Annotated in this window: 12 protein-coding genes, 1 pseudogene and 1 riboswitch; of the genes and pseudogenes, 12 read left to right on the top strand and 1 reads right to left on the bottom strand. The window is 37.6% G+C overall.

Translation table 11 applies throughout. The features are described 5' to 3' along the window. Nucleotides 1–113 precede the first annotated feature (113 nt). The 12 genes and pseudogenes from MKY78_RS06090 to MKY78_RS06035 all read left to right on the top strand — a co-directional run bounded on the left by MKY78_RS06090 (nt 114) and on the right by MKY78_RS06035 (nt 14,606). The gene (locus MKY78_RS06090; RefSeq protein ID WP_339216978.1) at nt 114–551 is read left to right on the top strand and encodes a GNAT family N-acetyltransferase; all 438 of its coding nucleotides are present in this window, start codon (nt 114–116) and stop codon (nt 549–551) included. 296 nt (nt 552–847) lie between these two features. Further along, nucleotides 848–1,855 (top strand): ketoacyl-ACP synthase III, encoded by a 1,008-nt coding sequence (locus MKY78_RS06085; RefSeq protein WP_339216977.1) that lies wholly within the window; start codon nt 848–850, stop codon nt 1,853–1,855. Nucleotides 1,856–2,194: 339 nt separating this feature from the next. After that, a riboswitch (FMN riboswitch) is annotated at nt 2,195–2,339 on the top strand. 754 nt (nt 2,340–3,093) lie between these two features. Further along, entirely contained in the window at nt 3,094–3,744 is a 651-nt protein-coding gene (ribE, locus tag MKY78_RS06080) for a riboflavin synthase (RefSeq protein ID WP_339216975.1), read from the top strand. Between the two features lie 602 nt (nt 3,745–4,346). Then, nucleotides 4,347–4,937: pseudogene (gene ribB, locus MKY78_RS06075) on the top strand (3,4-dihydroxy-2-butanone-4-phosphate synthase); the annotation flags it as partial. Between the two features lie 77 nt (nt 4,938–5,014). Then, on the top strand, nt 5,015–5,485 hold the full coding sequence (ribE, locus tag MKY78_RS06070; protein ID WP_339216973.1) for a 6,7-dimethyl-8-ribityllumazine synthase: 471 nt from the start codon (nt 5,015–5,017) through the stop codon (nt 5,483–5,485). A gap of 197 nt (nt 5,486–5,682) precedes the next feature. Continuing rightward, nucleotides 5,683–6,549 (top strand): cation diffusion facilitator family transporter, encoded by an 867-nt coding sequence (locus MKY78_RS06065; RefSeq protein ID WP_339216972.1) that lies wholly within the window; start codon nt 5,683–5,685, stop codon nt 6,547–6,549. A 299-nt stretch (nt 6,550–6,848) separates the two neighbouring features. Beyond that, nucleotides 6,849–7,334, top strand: a complete 486-nt coding sequence (locus MKY78_RS06060; protein WP_339216970.1) for a hypothetical protein — start codon at nt 6,849–6,851, stop codon at nt 7,332–7,334. 258 nt (nt 7,335–7,592) lie between these two features. Continuing rightward, a complete protein-coding gene (locus MKY78_RS06055) occupies nt 7,593–9,044 on the top strand; it encodes an NADP-dependent glyceraldehyde-3-phosphate dehydrogenase (RefSeq protein WP_339216968.1) in 1,452 nt (483 codons plus the stop codon). Between the two features lie 150 nt (nt 9,045–9,194). Next, nucleotides 9,195–9,440, top strand: a complete 246-nt coding sequence (locus MKY78_RS06050) for a hypothetical protein (RefSeq protein WP_339216967.1) — start codon at nt 9,195–9,197, stop codon at nt 9,438–9,440. A gap of 440 nt (nt 9,441–9,880) precedes the next feature. Further along, the gene (locus tag MKY78_RS06045) at nt 9,881–11,422 is read left to right on the top strand and encodes an NADH dehydrogenase subunit 5 (protein ID WP_339216966.1); all 1,542 of its coding nucleotides are present in this window, start codon (nt 9,881–9,883) and stop codon (nt 11,420–11,422) included. Then, complete coding sequence (locus tag MKY78_RS06040) at nt 11,422–14,043, top strand: putative inorganic carbon transporter subunit DabA (protein ID WP_339217856.1); 2,622 nt, start codon at nt 11,422–11,424, stop codon at nt 14,041–14,043. Before MKY78_RS06045 ends, MKY78_RS06040 begins: the two co-directional genes overlap by 1 nt. Nucleotides 14,044–14,237: 194 nt before the next feature. Next, nucleotides 14,238–14,606, top strand: a complete 369-nt coding sequence (locus MKY78_RS06035; protein ID WP_339216964.1) for a DUF2294 domain-containing protein — start codon at nt 14,238–14,240, stop codon at nt 14,604–14,606. 153 nt (nt 14,607–14,759) lie between these two features. Here the strand turns inward: MKY78_RS06035 and MKY78_RS06030 are convergent, their stop codons facing one another. Further along, the gene (locus MKY78_RS06030) at nt 14,760–15,875 is read right to left on the bottom strand and encodes an IS4 family transposase (RefSeq protein ID WP_339213018.1); all 1,116 of its coding nucleotides are present in this window, start codon (nt 15,873–15,875) and stop codon (nt 14,760–14,762) included. Nucleotides 15,876–16,158 lie beyond the last annotated feature (283 nt).

The raw sequence follows: 16,158 nt of genomic DNA, 5'->3' as shown, positions 1-16,158 counted from the left end.
TTTATACAAAATTTAGAAACCTATGATACACTTTTTGAAAAAGGAACCTCATATTTACATAAAAGTATATGGAATATAGGTGTAATATTTTATTAGAATGGGTGAGTTGAAAAGTGAACATAAGAAAACCAAATGAGGTAGAAATTGAAAAGATCTTAGCACTTTCTCCACAAGCGATATTTGAGGGAACTTTAGGTAAAACAGAACCAACGATGGAAAAAGCAAAACAGCTGGTAGAACCTCTCTTAAAGAAGGGGTGTTATTATTTAATATCCACGGAAAACAATGTAATGACAGGATGGATTCTTATAGGAGGAAGCAAAGATAATTTTTCTGGTAAGGCTTTCGGATTTATTTATGAATTATTTGTTTTAGAGGAATATAGAGGTAAAGGTATTTCCAAACAATTAATTAAAACAGGTATGGATCAATTGAAACAAAAAGGATACTCCGAAATTCGTTTAAGCGTATTTGCTGGAAATCCCGCGATGAAAATATATGAAAGCTTGGGCTTTGAAAACAGGACAATTACTATGAGTATTTCCTTATAAGATAAGTTTTTTTCATAAAAGATACTAAAATAGCAGGATGGTTATGTATATTCTAGTTAAACTACAGATAATAAGAGGAGCATTATAAAAAAGTGGATGGGGTAAATACCCGTCCACTTTTTACATTAGTATTCTTTTGTTCCGTGACACCACTAATGTTTAGATGTGGAAATATATGGAGATAGATTGGATGTAGATACGTTCTATTCAACATGTTACATTGACAAATTATCAAATAAATATGTTATAATTAGTACCAGGTATTAATATTAGATACTAATAAATGAGGTGAACACATGATTGGGGCAAGAATAACGGCTATTGGAACATATGTGCCGGAAAAACGACTAACTAATTTTGAATTGGAGCAAATGGTCGAAACGAATAATGAATGGATTGTTCAAAGGACAGGAATTCATGAGCGTAGAATATCACGTTCTGATGAATTCACTAGTGATTTATGTGTATCTGCCATAAAAGATTTAATGCAAAGGTATGATAAAAAAGTTGATGATGTAGATATGATTATCGTTGCAACAAGTACACCAGATTTTCCATTTCCATCTGTCTCAAGCATCATACAAGACCGATTAAATATCTCGCAAACAGGTGCTTTAGATTTGAGTGCCGCTTGTGCTGGATTTGTTTACGGGTTGCATACAGCACATACTTATATAGCGTCTGGATTGCACAAAAAGGTTCTTGTCGTAGGAGCGGAAACGTTATCGAAAATCACCGATTATACCGATAGAAGCACATGTGTATTATTTGGTGATGGTGCAGGAGCGGTATTGATTGAAAGCGATGAGAAACAAAACAGTTTCATGGGGTTCCATTTAGGAAGTGATGGAAGTGGAGCTCAACATGTATACCGTACTGGGCTATCAAACAAGGTTAATGGGATTGAGTTAATCGATACACAATACCTTGTGCAAAATGGTAGAGAAGTTTTTCGCTGGGTTACAAGAAATGTTCCAGAAAATATTAGACAGTTGTTAGAGAAGTCACAGATGCGTTTGGATGAGGTAGATTGGTTGATTCCCCATAGTGCTAACTTACGGTTGATAGAACCAATTTGTGAAAAATTAGATTTCCCATTGGAAAAAGCGCTTTACAGCTTGGTCAAGTTTGGAAATACATCAGCAGCAACCATACCTTTAGCGCTTGAACTAGGCCTAAGGGAAGGAAAGGTCAAAAATGGAGATCGCGTTTTGATGTATGGCTTTGGAGCAGGTTTAGTCCATGCAGGGCAGCTTTTAGAAATAAATTTTGACGAGCAGGTTAATACGCCTGTAGGGTTGTGAGGACTTTTACTAAAAAAAGTGAGTACCTATGACTTTTAAAAGGTTGGGATTGAGAGTGGGAAAAAAGCAGTGGGAACAATGGTACTCAATCCTGATTATCTTGAATTCAATACAAATTGGGATTGGATATGATTAGAATTCAATCCCTTTCCTTGCAAATACAGTAGAACGATTATAGTATATAAATTGGGTAGAGAATTATATTTTGAAATGATTGGTTTTTGTTAATCGAAATGAACCATCATGGCAATCTTGGTTAGGATTAGGATAGGAACCCCTTTAACGACAAGATTTTGAGGGGACTATAGGTAACCAGCAATTTACCCATTAATTGAATAGGATTTTCTTCGGGGTCGGGTGCAATTCCCAACCGGCGGTGATGAGGGCAACCTCTTAGTCCGTGACCCGTGTTTAATTAGTGAACACGGTGGATTTGGTGAAATTCCAAAGCCGACAGTAAAAGTCTGGATGGGAGAAGAAAAGCGGAAATTGTTCAAAAAACTATTGGACTTTAGTTTTGTTGTGCACTGTTCTCCCCTGCCTAGATAAGCAGGGGATTTTTTTACAATGGAAAAACTTTTAACTGGAGGGAGGAATAGTGTTCTACTAACATTATATGTGTATCTCTCTAGCACAAAAAACAACTCGGTAGAGCAATAAAGAGGCCAAATACTATAAGCATAAAGTTTTGGTGAAATAGATACCATTTACGCAAACTCCATTTGTAATGTTGAACTAGGCATATCATTAGTTAGAAATATCGCAGTAAACATTACGGAAAGAAAATGGATATTCCGGCATAATTCACTATTAGTTTTTCTAACATATGTTTGTAGGACGCTGAATTGTTAGGAAAGACCCATTTTATTTCTGCAACATAAAACCCTCTTCAATCACCAGAAGACCCCAAGGTGAAAATCCCATTTACGTTATCTTTTTACGATTGAATTTTTGGATTGTAATTTATGAGTTTTTCCTTTAAGAGCTGCATCTTTGGTATGGAGTTAAATCGAAATTGTGTTTCTCTTATCCTATTATTCTTAGGATGTTAATAATTTACCTCGCATTAAATGGAAGTTCGTTCTGTGTAATGGGCTCTAGAACTAAATAAGGAGAATACGGGACCACTGTATAGGTAGAACGTATCACTTTGCTAGAGAATGTTTTTTACGCGCGGTTCATGACTAGTCCAGAATGCTGGCATTAACGGCAGTGTAATTTAAAGAGGAGGAATAACGTTGTTCACTGGAATCATTGAGGAAATGGGCAGCATCGATGAAGTGAAAAAGCAGGGAGAAACGATTTCCCTTTCTATTAAAGCAAATAAAATAATGGAGGATATAAAACTGGGCGATAGTATTGCAATCAATGGTGTTTGTTTAACCGTAACGGATATTCATAATAATCGTTTCTTTGCTGATGTTATGCCTGAAACCTTCCATACAACCACATTAGCTAATCTGCAAAAAGGAACTTCAGTCAACCTGGAGAGAGCAATGCGTGCAGATAGCCGATTCGGGGGACATATTGTAACCGGACATGTCGATACTATTGGCAGAATAACGAAAAGAGAGAGAAGACAGAACGCAATCTATATTAATATTTCGCTACCGCCTAACTTCAAGCATGTAGTTTTGTTAAAAGGATCGATAGCAATTGACGGTATTTCTCTAACTGTTTTTAATAAAGCAGATACTAGTGTAACAGTTTCCATTATACCGCATACAGCGAATGAAACGGTACTCGGTAAAAAAAGAGTAGGAGAAGACGTAAATATAGAATTTGATGTTATAGGCAAATACATCTACTCGATTGTTGGCACTAAGGAATCCACCCTGCCACCCAATACTATTTCAAATGAGTTTCTGAAAGAGCATGGATTTAGCTGATTGGAAAGCCCACCAGAACCTTATGGGGAATGGGATTAGGTGAGGATAGTGGATTAATGTGATCAGTGCCCTTTTACGGGAAAGGAAGCAGGAAAAGGTAACAGAGCAGGTTGATCAGTGCCCTTTTACGGGAGTGGAAGCAGGAAAAGGTAACAGAGCAGGTTGATCAGTGCCCTTTTACCGGAAAGGAAGCAGGAAAAGGTAACAGAGCAGGTTGATCAGTGCCCTTTTACGGGAAAGGAAGCAGGAAAAGGTAACAGAGCAGGTTGATCAGTGCCCTTTTACCGGAATGAAAGCAGGAAAAGGTAACAGAGAAGGCCGGTCAGTGCCCTTTTACCGGAATGAAAGCAGGAAAAGGTAACAGAGAAGGTCGATCCGTGCCCTTTTACCGGAATGAAAGCAGGAAAAGGTAACAGAGCAGGTTGATCAGTGCCCTTTTACCGGAATGAAAGCGTGAAAAGGTAACAGAGCAGGTTGATCAGTGCCCTTTTACCGGAATGAAAGCAGGAAAAGGTAACAGAGCAGCACAATCACAGCCTATTATAGGAAGTTGTAATAGAAAAACATAATCAGCTCGGATGGATGAAGAGAGGAGAAGGTGAATGTTTCACAAAGTTGAAGAAGCATTGGAAGATTTAAGGGCGGGAAAAGTCATCATAGTATGTGATGATGAAAATAGAGAAAACGAAGGCGATTTTATAGGATTAGCGGAGTTTGTATCTCCAGAGATGATAAATTTTATGGCAAAAGAGGGGAGAGGGCTCATTTGTGCTCCTGTTGCGGAAGGGTTGGCTCAGAAATTGGCGTTGAAGCCAATGGTAGATAGGAATACGGATCATTATGAAACAGCTTTTACCGTTAGTATTGACCATGTTCAGACAACAACTGGAATAAGTGCTGGGGAAAGGGCGTTAACTATTAAAAAATTGCTACAAGAGGATTCGTGTCCTGCTGATTTCAAAAGACCTGGGCATGTTTTTCCTTTAATTGCAAAAGCAGGTGGAGTATTAGAACGTGCGGGGCATACAGAGGCGGCGATTGATTTAGCGAGATTAGCGGGTGCAGAACCAGCAGGTGTAATTTGCGAAATTATGAATGATGATGGAACAATGGCTCGTGTTCCAGATTTGGAAAGAATCGCTGCGAAATTCGCAATTAAATTAATCACAATTGAAGCTCTCATTCAATATCGATTAAAAATCGATACAGATAGTAAGCGAGTAGATTCTTAATAGACCAATTAAACTAACTTAATGGAGGGAATGGACAAATGAAACAGGTTGTTGAAGGTAATTTAGTCGGGAAAGATATAAAAGTTGGTATTATCATTGCTAGGTTTAATGAATTTATTACGAGCAGATTGCTTAGTGGGGCGGAAGATGCGTTAAGAAGACATGGAGTAAACGAAGCTGATATAACTCAAGTCTGGGTTCCAGGTGCATTCGAAATTTCGATTGCTGCTAAAAAGCTAGCGGAAAGAGGGGAATATGATGCAATCATTACATTAGGAGCCATAATTCGGGGAGCTACACCTCACTTTGAATATGTAAGTAATGAAACAGCAAAAGGTATTGCTAGTATAAGTTTGCAAACAGGAGTCCCTATCATATTTGGGATATTGACGACAGATACGATCGAGCAAGCAATTGAGCGTGCAGGAACAAAAGCGGGGAACAAAGGATATGAAGCGGCGGTTAATGCGATTGAAATGGCCAATTTGTTTAAAGCTATGGAACAGTAGTAATTTTAGGGGCAGCGATATGCTGCCCTTTTCTACGTTTACAATTCTTCTTTTTCACCTTCCTATATTATTTTCACCTCAGGAAACTCTTTTAGAAGGTTGTTACAATGCTTCTACTAGTCTATTTCATTGCTATAGACCCACTCGAATTTATTTGATATATTAATAATCCATTAATGAAAGGAAGGGTCATTGTAATGTTGAGAACACCTCGTATTGCCTTTTTATCGGTTATCAGCAACAGCTTTGTCGTGCTGTTAAAATTAATAGTTGGCGTAATCACAGGTTCTGTAGCCGTCATATCGGAAGCAATCCATTCTTCTCTAGACCTATTAGCCTCGCTAATAGCATTTATATCGGTTAGAATATCTGGAAAACCAGCTGATAAGGAGCATCCCTTTGGGCATGGAAAAGTAGAAAACATCTCAGGAACGATTGAGACGCTTCTAATCTTTGTTGCCGGAATCTGGATAATTTACGAATGTATTCATAAACTCCTATATCCTGAAGCTATAAAATTTCCTTTCCTTGCACTAGCGGTAATGCTAGTTGGAGCGATTGTCAATTTCATTGTTTCTAGAATAGTAAAGAAAGAGGCTGATAGAGTTAATTCTATTGCAATGAAATCAAATGCTTTCCATCTTCTTACAGACGTTTATACATCATTAGGTGTCGCAGCGGGACTATTTTTGGTTTACTTAACAGATTGGCATATTCTTGATCCGATAATAGGCATTGCGTTAGCACTTTATATCATGTTTGAAGCAGTAAAATTAATGAAAGAGGCGTTTCCACCTCTCCTTGATGCTAAACTGAATCAAAAAGAAGAAGAAAAGATATTAGACATCATTCATAAATATCAAGATCAATTTCTTGAAATACATGATTTTAAAACTAGAAGATCAGGTCCAAATGAATATATTGAATTTCACATGGTAGTTCTTTCCCATAAAACAGTTAAAACCATACATGAATTATGCGATAAAATAGAACATGATATTCAAACAGAATTTGAAAAATCACATGTCCTTATTCATGTTGAACCTGAAACAGAATTACAATAAAAACTAGTAAGGAAGTTATAAGCTTTAAAAGGAAGCTATAGATTATGAAAGGCTATAGTCAAAGTTAAATACTGCAATAAGAAAGCAAGGTGATCATGGATGGTCACCTTTTTCTTTTGGCAATATTATTTAAATTTAGTATCTGTTAGAAAAATCATCTACAAACAGTAGAGAGAGCTAAAGAAGGAACATTTGTTAAAACGATTTCGTCATATCATTACGAAATCGTTGATGAAGGAAAAAGGCCTATTTTTAATCCATAATAGCACACAGCTACTATGTAAAAGGAGGGATACAGTATGAAAAAGTTTCTATTTTTAATCGTAACGTTACTATTAGTTGTTAGCGGGTGTACTGAAAAAGAAATAAAATTAACTGAGAATGCTAACATTGCCAAAAGCCATTTGGAACAGAGCGGTTATCAAGTTATTTCCTTTGAGGGAGAGAGTAGTCAGGAATTTAAAAGAAAGGATCTATTTACTTCCCCTAACCTAGAATTTTGGTCTGTTCAATATATGGAACCTGATGAATATTTTGATAAGGAAATAAATACTGTGACATTTATCGTAGAAAACCATCCATTAGATAACATCTATGAAATGGGGAAAACAAAAGTAACGGTCTGGTTAGTTGATAATGAAGTAATTGGCGGTTGGTCCTCCCCAATTTCAAAGAATCATGATGAAGTAGGTTCCCCCTATTCTTTGGATGGTAAGACCGTGGAAGAAGTAAAAGGAGATCATTCAGATTGGTTAGAGGAATGGAAAAACAAATATAACGATTAAATAAGGTGTGATGAACAAACAAGGTGGTTAAGATGAAATCGCCTTTTTCTTTTGTTGCATAATCTTATTCTTCTTTTGTGATTGTCATAAATTACTATAAGCTAAGTAATTTTCTGCAAGCTTTGCTCATTAATATGTTTGAAAGTGAGCATATTATTTAGTATAAATACGTTTCTCTATATATAATAGTAAACATTCCTTTTAAACTGTCTTACCCGAAATACACAAACTAGATACTAAATAAGATAGGAGATTATTATGACATCAAAGACAAAACTACCAACGTATAAGTTTTATATAAATGGTGAATGGAGAGAAAGTAGTTCCGGACAGACTATTGATATACAGTCCCCGTATCTTCCAGAAACATTAGGTAAAGTTCAATCGATAACACAAGATGAAGTCGATGAAATAATTAGCTTCGCTCAAGCAGCTCAAAAAGATTGGGCAGAGGTCTCACTACAGGATCGTGCGAAATACTTATATAGATGGGCTGATGAATTAGTCAATATGCAAGATGAACTTGCAGAAATTATCATGAAAGAAGTTGGAAAAGGAGCTAACGATGCTAAGAAAGAGGTAGTACGTACAGCTGACTTTATCCGCTATACAGTTGAAGAAGCGCTTCATATGCATGGTGAAAGTATGTTGGGAGACAGTTTTCCAGGAGGATCTAAGTCGAAGATTGCAATTATAAACCGTGTTCCACGTGGTGTTGTTCTTGCAATTTCTCCGTTTAATTATCCTGTAAATCTATCAGCTGCTAAAATTGCACCAGCATTAATGGCTGGAAATGCAGTTGTCTTTAAACCAGCTACACAGGGTGCTCTAAGTGGTACTAAGATGATTGAAGCCCTAGATAAAGCTGGATTGCCTAAAGGTTTATTAGGATTAGTAACTGGCCGTGGATCCGTAATTGGTGATTATTTAGTGGAGCATAAGGGAATAAACATGATTTCCTTTACTGGTGGAACAAACACTGGTGTACAGCTTGCTAAAAAAGCAACTATGGTTCCATTAGTGCTTGAACTAGGTGGAAAAGACCCTGGAATTGTTCGAGAAGATGCCGATTTACAGGAAGCTGCAAAGCATATTATTAGTGGAGCTTTTTCTTACTCAGGACAACGTTGTACAGCAATCAAACGTGTATTAGTTCATGATAGTGTAGCGGATGAGCTTGTTGCTTTGTTAAAAGAGCAAGTTGAAAAGCTATCAGTAGGATCTCCGGAAGAAAATAATGTAATTGTTCCATTAATCAATGATAAATCAGCAGATTTCGTTCAGCATTTGGTGGATGATGCTGTAGAAAAGGGAGCAACAGTAGTAGCGGGGAATAAAAGAGAGGGTAATTTAATTTATCCAACCTTACTAGATCAAGTGACAGAAGAAATGGAAGTTGCTTGGGAAGAGCCATTCGGCCCAATTCTTCCAATTATACGTGTTTCTTCTGATGAAGAAGCAATCCGTATTGCAAATGAATCCGAATTTGGTTTACAGGCAAGTGTCTTTACGAAGGATATTAATCGAGCATTTGCTATTGCTAACCGAATTGAAGCAGGCTCTGTTCAAATCAATGGTCGTACTGAACGTGGCCCAGACCACTTCCCATTCATTGGTGTTAAAGGGTCTGGTATGGGAGCACAAGGTATCCGTAAGAGCTTAGAATCAATGACACAGGAAAAAGTTACTGTATTAAATATAGTAGAATAATTCTAAGGTGAACCAAGACCAGGGAAAATCCCCTGGTCTTTTTCATAACTACTAAATAGAATGAAAGGAATTTGACTAGTTGAAGACGAGAATATGGTAAAATAATGCTGGTAACAAAAATCTAAGCTATAAGACTGCCTACAACCAGTCGTGATAAAATTGATTATTGAAATCGAAGGTTATGGTATTCAAGTTTTACTTACCGGGAAAAAGTGTTCCAAACAGCAATTGAAACATAACTATTTTCTAGCAAAAGAATTATGTTATGAGATTATGGACCTTCCCAATGTGTTTTGTAGGCTTCATGGTTTTGAACAAATTCCATATGACAATGAAATGATAGTTGATTTTGTAATTGATATCGACACGGAAAGAATTTATTCCCCATCTTATTAAGCTAGCTAATCGAGTAGTGATCAATCTGAAAGGTGCTGGGACTTAGTGAACAATGAAATAGTAAATGGACATCCTTGTTGACAAATTTTCCAATCCGATATACGCTAATATATATTGTAAAAGCATAATTCTAACTTAATTAGGGCTTTAGCATTTTATTAATGTTGATTAATATTGATTAGATGAAAAAGCTTCCTAAGTATAAGAATAAAAAAATAATTTAAATCGGTATAATTTGATTTAGGCTGATTTTTATTATGAACATAACTTACATCCACCTTAAAAGGTTGCTCTTCAAAAAACTTTATTGAAGTTAGTTGAAGTGAAACCGACAATTATCAAGACTCAATGATAGTAAACCATCATTGAGGTTTTGAAGTTGTCGGTTTTTTTTATTGTAATAATAAGATTAATCATATTAAACAATGGGAGAATTTTTTATGCTAGTTTCACTAAATTCGTTATCATGGTTATCCATATTTCTCATTTTGCTTACTTTCTCTGGGATTAGTGCTCTATTGTTATTACATCCACGAGTACCATTACGTTTTGTTCGCATTCATATAGGTGTTGTTGCTTTACCACCATTGTTCTCGCTATTGGCTCTTTTAAACACTGCTAATCCCAATTTGCATGGTATAGTGGGGCTTTGGTCATTGGACTCCTTAGCTTGGCTAATGGCTTTCTTTGTCTTTTCTATTGGTTTAATCATTCAGCGTTTTTCTGTACGCTACTTAATGGGAGATCGCCATTATCGTAAGTATTTCACGCTTTTTACATTCACTACAGGTGCTGCTTCTATTACATGGCTAAGTGGGGACCTCCGTTTAATGGTTATTTCTTGGGGAGTAACGCTCATCGGTTTAACCTTACTGATAAGGCTAAACAGTAGCTGGAAAGTAGCTAGATCAGCAGCCAGGGTTTCTGCTCGTTTATTTACGTTAAGCTGGTTCGCTCTATTATTCGCAGTGATCTGGCTATTTTATATCACAGGTCAATGGCAGTTATCGGCCGCTCTAACGAATGACAATTTAGCACTACTTGGTGCATGGGAGAAAACGGGGATTAACTTATTGATTGTATTAGCAGTGATAGTTCCTGCAGCACAGTGGCCTTTCCAAAGATGGTTAGTCGAGTCAGTTGTCGCACCAACTCCTGTTTCTGCCATCATGCATGCAGGTTTAGTGAATGCAGGTGGAATTATCCTAACTCGATTTTCACCTCTTTTTAATGGTGATGTCGCTTCGATTGTTTTACTCATTTTCGCAAGTATTTCTGTATTGATAGGATCAGGAATCAGTTTAGTGCAAGTGGACTATAAACGACAGTTAGTTGGCTCTACAATTGAACAGATGGGTTTTATGCTTATTCAGTGTGCATTAGGAGCGTATATAGCCGCTATTATTCATCTTGTTTTGCATGGGTTGTTCAAGGCTACCCTGTTTTTACAGAGTGGTTCAGTAGTACGTCGTTCCGAGGATTCTCCTCTTATTAATGAAAGGTCCTCCAAATTATGGATTGTAGCTGGTTGGATTTTAGGGTTACTTGTAGCAGTAGCTTTTTGGCTAGTGGCTCCTGGAGATGGGTATCAATTGGTTAGTGCGCTAATCTTAGGCTGGTCATTGTCTATTTCCTGGAAACAGCTTGTTGCTTATGGTAAAGGAAGAATGGGTAGGATTGCTGGCTTCTTCCTATTAGGGGGAGCGGCCTTCGTTTATTTTATCATGCATGACCTTTTCTATGAGCTGTTGCATACAACCGTTTTTCATAGTGTTCAACCTCCAATGTTGGTTGTCATCATCGTTGTATGTCTCTTACTATTTGGGACTGTTATCGGTACGCGGATTGCTCGTAATCCTTCTTCTGCTTCCTTCGCCGTACTTTATTTTTGGTTAATTCGCTTAGGTGAAGCAAAACCTAAATCAATAGAAAGTCATCCAAGCTACCTGAAGCTATTTTTATCTGAAGGAGGGAATAAGTGATGGATGCAACATCCGTTTTAACAAAAGAAGTGGAAAATAATAAAGCTATAAATAATGACGGTAACGAACGTGATATGAATGATATGGTTGAATCAGCTAGTAGAGTAATTGCACCCCTAGGGCCTATTTCTAAGTTCGCAGCACGTAATCCTTGGATGGGACTGGAAAATCAACCTTTTCAACAAGTTGCGGACTGGTTAAAAGCTACCCGTGATGTTGATATATACCCTAGTGCTAATTTGATTCTTGCGGCAAAGAATAATGGTGAGATTGATGAAGCCTTTGTGAAAGAGGGTTTAAAGCGTTGGCTTGATTCCAATTCCTTTCATATCCCACAGGATGTGAAAGAACGGTTTTGTCATGCAGCATTAAAATTAGACACATTACCTTCAGAACTTTTGACCTCACAAAAGTTGGAGAAATTGGCGAAGAACTTGAACGGACGGAATACAGGTAGTGCCGAAAACGTCCCTTTGCAACCAATAAGTTCACAACTAGAGAATCAAGATGGTGAGAGGTTAGAAACGATTCTTGACCATCATGTCATCAAGTGGTGTAAATTATTTCTTGATATCTCTCAGGCAGGCTGGACAATGCCACATCGAGAGAAAGGGTTCTATGGTGCGTGGCGGCAACTCATTCAATATGACTCGGCACTTAGTAAGAGCGAGCGTAAAAGCTTGAAGGATTGGCCGCAAGAAGCATCTATGGCGTTGCAGCATGTATTATCTTTATTAGAAATTCCAAAAGAGAAGATCCAATCCTATTTGGAAGGTCATTTGCTATCCTTACCGGGATGGGCGGGAATGATGCTTTGGCGCTCCCGCCAATCGAACGATGAACAGACACTATTAACAGAATATCTAGCGGTTCGTATTTCCATGGAGTACGCCCTTTTAAAGCCTTATTTACCGTTGTCCATACAACATGAGAAAAAAGCTTCCATTACTACCCTGATAGCAGCTTGGATTCATTGGGGCGATCTTACCATGGAAGAATGGTCAACGATGTCTGCTGCTGAGCAAGCCGAATATTTATCGTTTGCTTACGAATTTAATGATCATGTTCGCAGAAAGATATGGTTAGAAGCTTGGGAACAAACCTATACAGATCGATTAAGTCAGATGATTCGTTCGACACAACGTAAGATCAACGATAGAAAAAGTGCCTTAGCTCAATTAGCATTCTGTATTGATGTACGTTCAGAGCCTTTTCGTCGCCATCTTGAAAAAGAGGGTCCGTTTGAAACGATTGGAGTTGCCGGTTTTTTTAACTTACCAATTGCAACAAGTGAACTTGGAAGCAATCATAGTCATCCTTCTTTGCCGATTATACTGGAGCCTGAGCACCGAATAACAGAGTCTGCAGAAGCGAATGAATTTGAAACGTATCAACAACGTAAACAGACAATTAATTCCGTAAGCTATACCTTCAAAGAGATGAAACAGAATGTGTTTTCAAGCTTACTTTTACCTGAGATAAGTGGGCCATGGCTTAGTCTGCAAACAATAGCTCGTAGCTTTGTGCCAAAAAGTGCAGAGCGTTTCCTTCGTAACCTACGTAAGACTTGGTTACGGAAACCGAATACGGAGCTTTCGATTAATCATGTTTGTCACACGGAAACAGAGCTACCTATTGGTTTCTCAGAAGAAGAAAAGGTAATGTATGCGCGCAGGGCTCTACAAATGATGGGGCTAACAGAGAATTTTGCTCCATTAGTTGTCATATGTGGTCATGTTAGTCAAAGTATTAATAATCCTTATGCCGCTGCTCTTGACTGTGGCGCCTGTGGTGGTGCTTCAGGAGGATTCAATGCGAGGGTATTAGCTACTTTATGCAACCTTCCAGAAGTAAGAAAGCAGCTATCTTCCTCTGGAATTGAAATCCCAGAGGAGACGGTGTTCGCAGCAGCTGAGCACAATACAACCGTGGATAAATTACAATGGATTTATGTTCCTAAACTTTCCGAAGCTGCACAAGAGGCATTTAATCGTATCGAAGCAGTTATGCCGAAGGTGAGCTATCATGTCAATGCAGAACGTCTAGCACAATTACCTCATCATTCTAAGCCCAAAAATATACAGGCGGAGGTACAGCGGTTTGCGGAAGATTGGAGTGAAATCCGTCCGGAATGGGGATTGGCTCGAAATGCTTCCTTTATCATAGGTCAACGTGAACTAACACAGGAATGTGACTTAGAAGGTAGAGCCTTTCTTCATAATTATGATTGGCAGCAGGATGAAAGTGGTGAGGTCTTAGCTAATATCATCGCAGGACCTGGAACGGTGGCGCAAATGATTAATTTACAATACTACGCTTCAACTGTAGCACCTGATTATTATGGTAGTGGAAATAAAACGACTCAAACCGTTACTGCAGGTCTAGGCGTTATGCAGGGAAATGCAAGTGACTTGTTATCCGGCCTATCTTGGCAATCGGTGATGCAATCAGATTCTGAGGCTTATCATGCTCCACTGCGTTTGTTAATTGTCATTCAAGCACCGAGTGAATATGTAGAGCGATTAATAAATGATGATCCAGCATTCCGGGATAAAATAGAAAATGGATGGGTGAGACTTTCTAGTATTAGCCCAGATGGACATTGGAAAAACTGGTACTAAACGCTCGCATTGAACGATTTTCTAAGCTTTTTTATTCTGTAAGGATTCGGATGTGTTAGGAGATTTTGCTGAACTTATTTTAGAGTTAATTAATTTACGACGGAATGAATAATCCTGTAAGATAGAAAGCATAACATGAATGTTAAAAATTGTATGGAATAGGGCAGTTTTTATTCGATAGGAGTTGTATAGGTATGAAACTATCGAAAGGTTCTTATGAATCTGAGATAAGTAAAGCAATCACACATTGGGAGAAGGACTTTCTAGGCCGCGGATCTGTTTCCGTGAAGACAGATATCGTACGTGATATGATTATTGTAAATCTACAAGGTATTCTAACACCAGCTGAATATGCTGTTTGTGAAACAAAAGATGGCATGCTAACTATAAAGAACACGCGATCAGTACTAGTTGAATCAGGCATTGAAGAGCTTAAGGAAATCGTATTAACTATAACCGGAGAAAAAGTTAAAAGTTTCCATACGGATATCAGTACTCGTACAGGTGAGCGTGTGATGGTATTTAAATTATTTAATGACCTTGAGAAAAATATTACAAAGTAATGATAGCACTAGTGTTGCAAAAATAATGTCGTAATTTTCAGTTTTATTATATCTTCTGTTTAGAGCCAAAAAAGTAAATACCGAATTAAAGGTGGCTCCATCCATTTGGAAATAATTTACAATTAGACCTGTGTGACAACGACAATTTGCTTATTAAGGGACGGATTTGCCTTCAATCTTTCGAAGCCAAATATGCGCTGGTTTCCATAATGCAGCCCTTAAATAACGGCTAATTTGTAGCGTTTTTCGCTTGCTTTTTGTTTCAATTTGCACAAGAACATGAAGGCAAAAAACAATAAGTGCGATAAATACTTGGTTTTGAATCGCCCATTCGCTCTGACCGTAAAACTTCTTAATGCTGAGATGTTGTTTGATCCATTTGAAGAACAATTCAATTGCCCAGCGTGATTTGTACATTTCTGAAATCTCTTCGGCACTTAAATCAAAACGATTTGTAATTAAATGGAGTTCATTTCCCTTTGAATCCAAGACCTTTATCAGGCGAAAATAATTTTCAGCACGGTTTTGTGTAGTACCAATTAAGACCATTTGGTCTGATAAAACAGGCATATTTTCGGGCAACTTAAAGTTGTAAACTTCCCGTATGACTGCGTTTTTCCGCAGCCTTGAAAGGAAAAAGTAGCCCTCGTCGGTCATGCGGTCAAAACGTTCGTAGTCTAAGTAACCACGGTCGAACACATACATGCATTCTTTGTCATCTACCATAATTTCAAGCTGGCCTCGGTCATGTTCTTTTGCAGTTGTCATTACGGCTTTTTCTGGGTAAGAAGTGCCTTTTTCCATAAATACAAGACGCAGATGCAGTTTCACTCCTGCCTTTGTTTTGCGGAATTTTGCCCATTTATGATTCGTCAAATTCAGTGGCAAAGTGCTAGAATCAATAATTTTTAATGGCATTACAAGTTTCGTATAATGCGTTTTGGCATGAATTTGTGATACTAAATCGAGAAACAGTCTTTGGAAAAGGTCGGGATTCAGCCCATTTAATCGTCGTGATAACTGAGAAATACTAATAGAATCAAGGTCGATAGCCCTTTGAAGCTTGTCATCGAAGAGGCAGTCACTTAGTGCATGAAGACTCTCGACTTCCTGTAGCTGTGCAAAAAGCAGTAACTTTAGGAACGACTCTGTCGTTAATTTTTTCGTATAGAAATCTAATTTCAATGTTTTCACCTGTTCTTCAAATAATTGAAAATTAATTGGTGAAAACCATTGTCCAAATGAAGTTTTTCGTGTAATCTTGTCCATGAGATTTGTCCTTTTTAGTGGATTTGGACGGGTTTACCACCTGACTTATCCATTATAAAGGACTTTTTCTTTGCGCAAAACAATAAAATTGAACATTTCGAGTATTTTTAATAATAAAATTAATTTAATGCAACGCTAGTGTAATGATAGTAATTTTATATTTTAATTATTTTAAAAGGTCATGAATTTTTAGCAAGGAAAAGTTGCTTGAAAGATAAGATGCTTTCATTCATGAATTGAATAATTAAGTTAACGTGTGCAGAGTCAAACAAGGCGATCATAT

Source organism: Ornithinibacillus sp. FSL M8-0202, from assembly GCF_037975285.1.
Classification (GTDB): domain Bacteria; phylum Bacillota; class Bacilli; order Bacillales; family Amphibacillaceae; genus Ornithinibacillus; species Ornithinibacillus massiliensis.
This window is presented reverse-complemented; position numbering and strand designations above follow the sequence as displayed.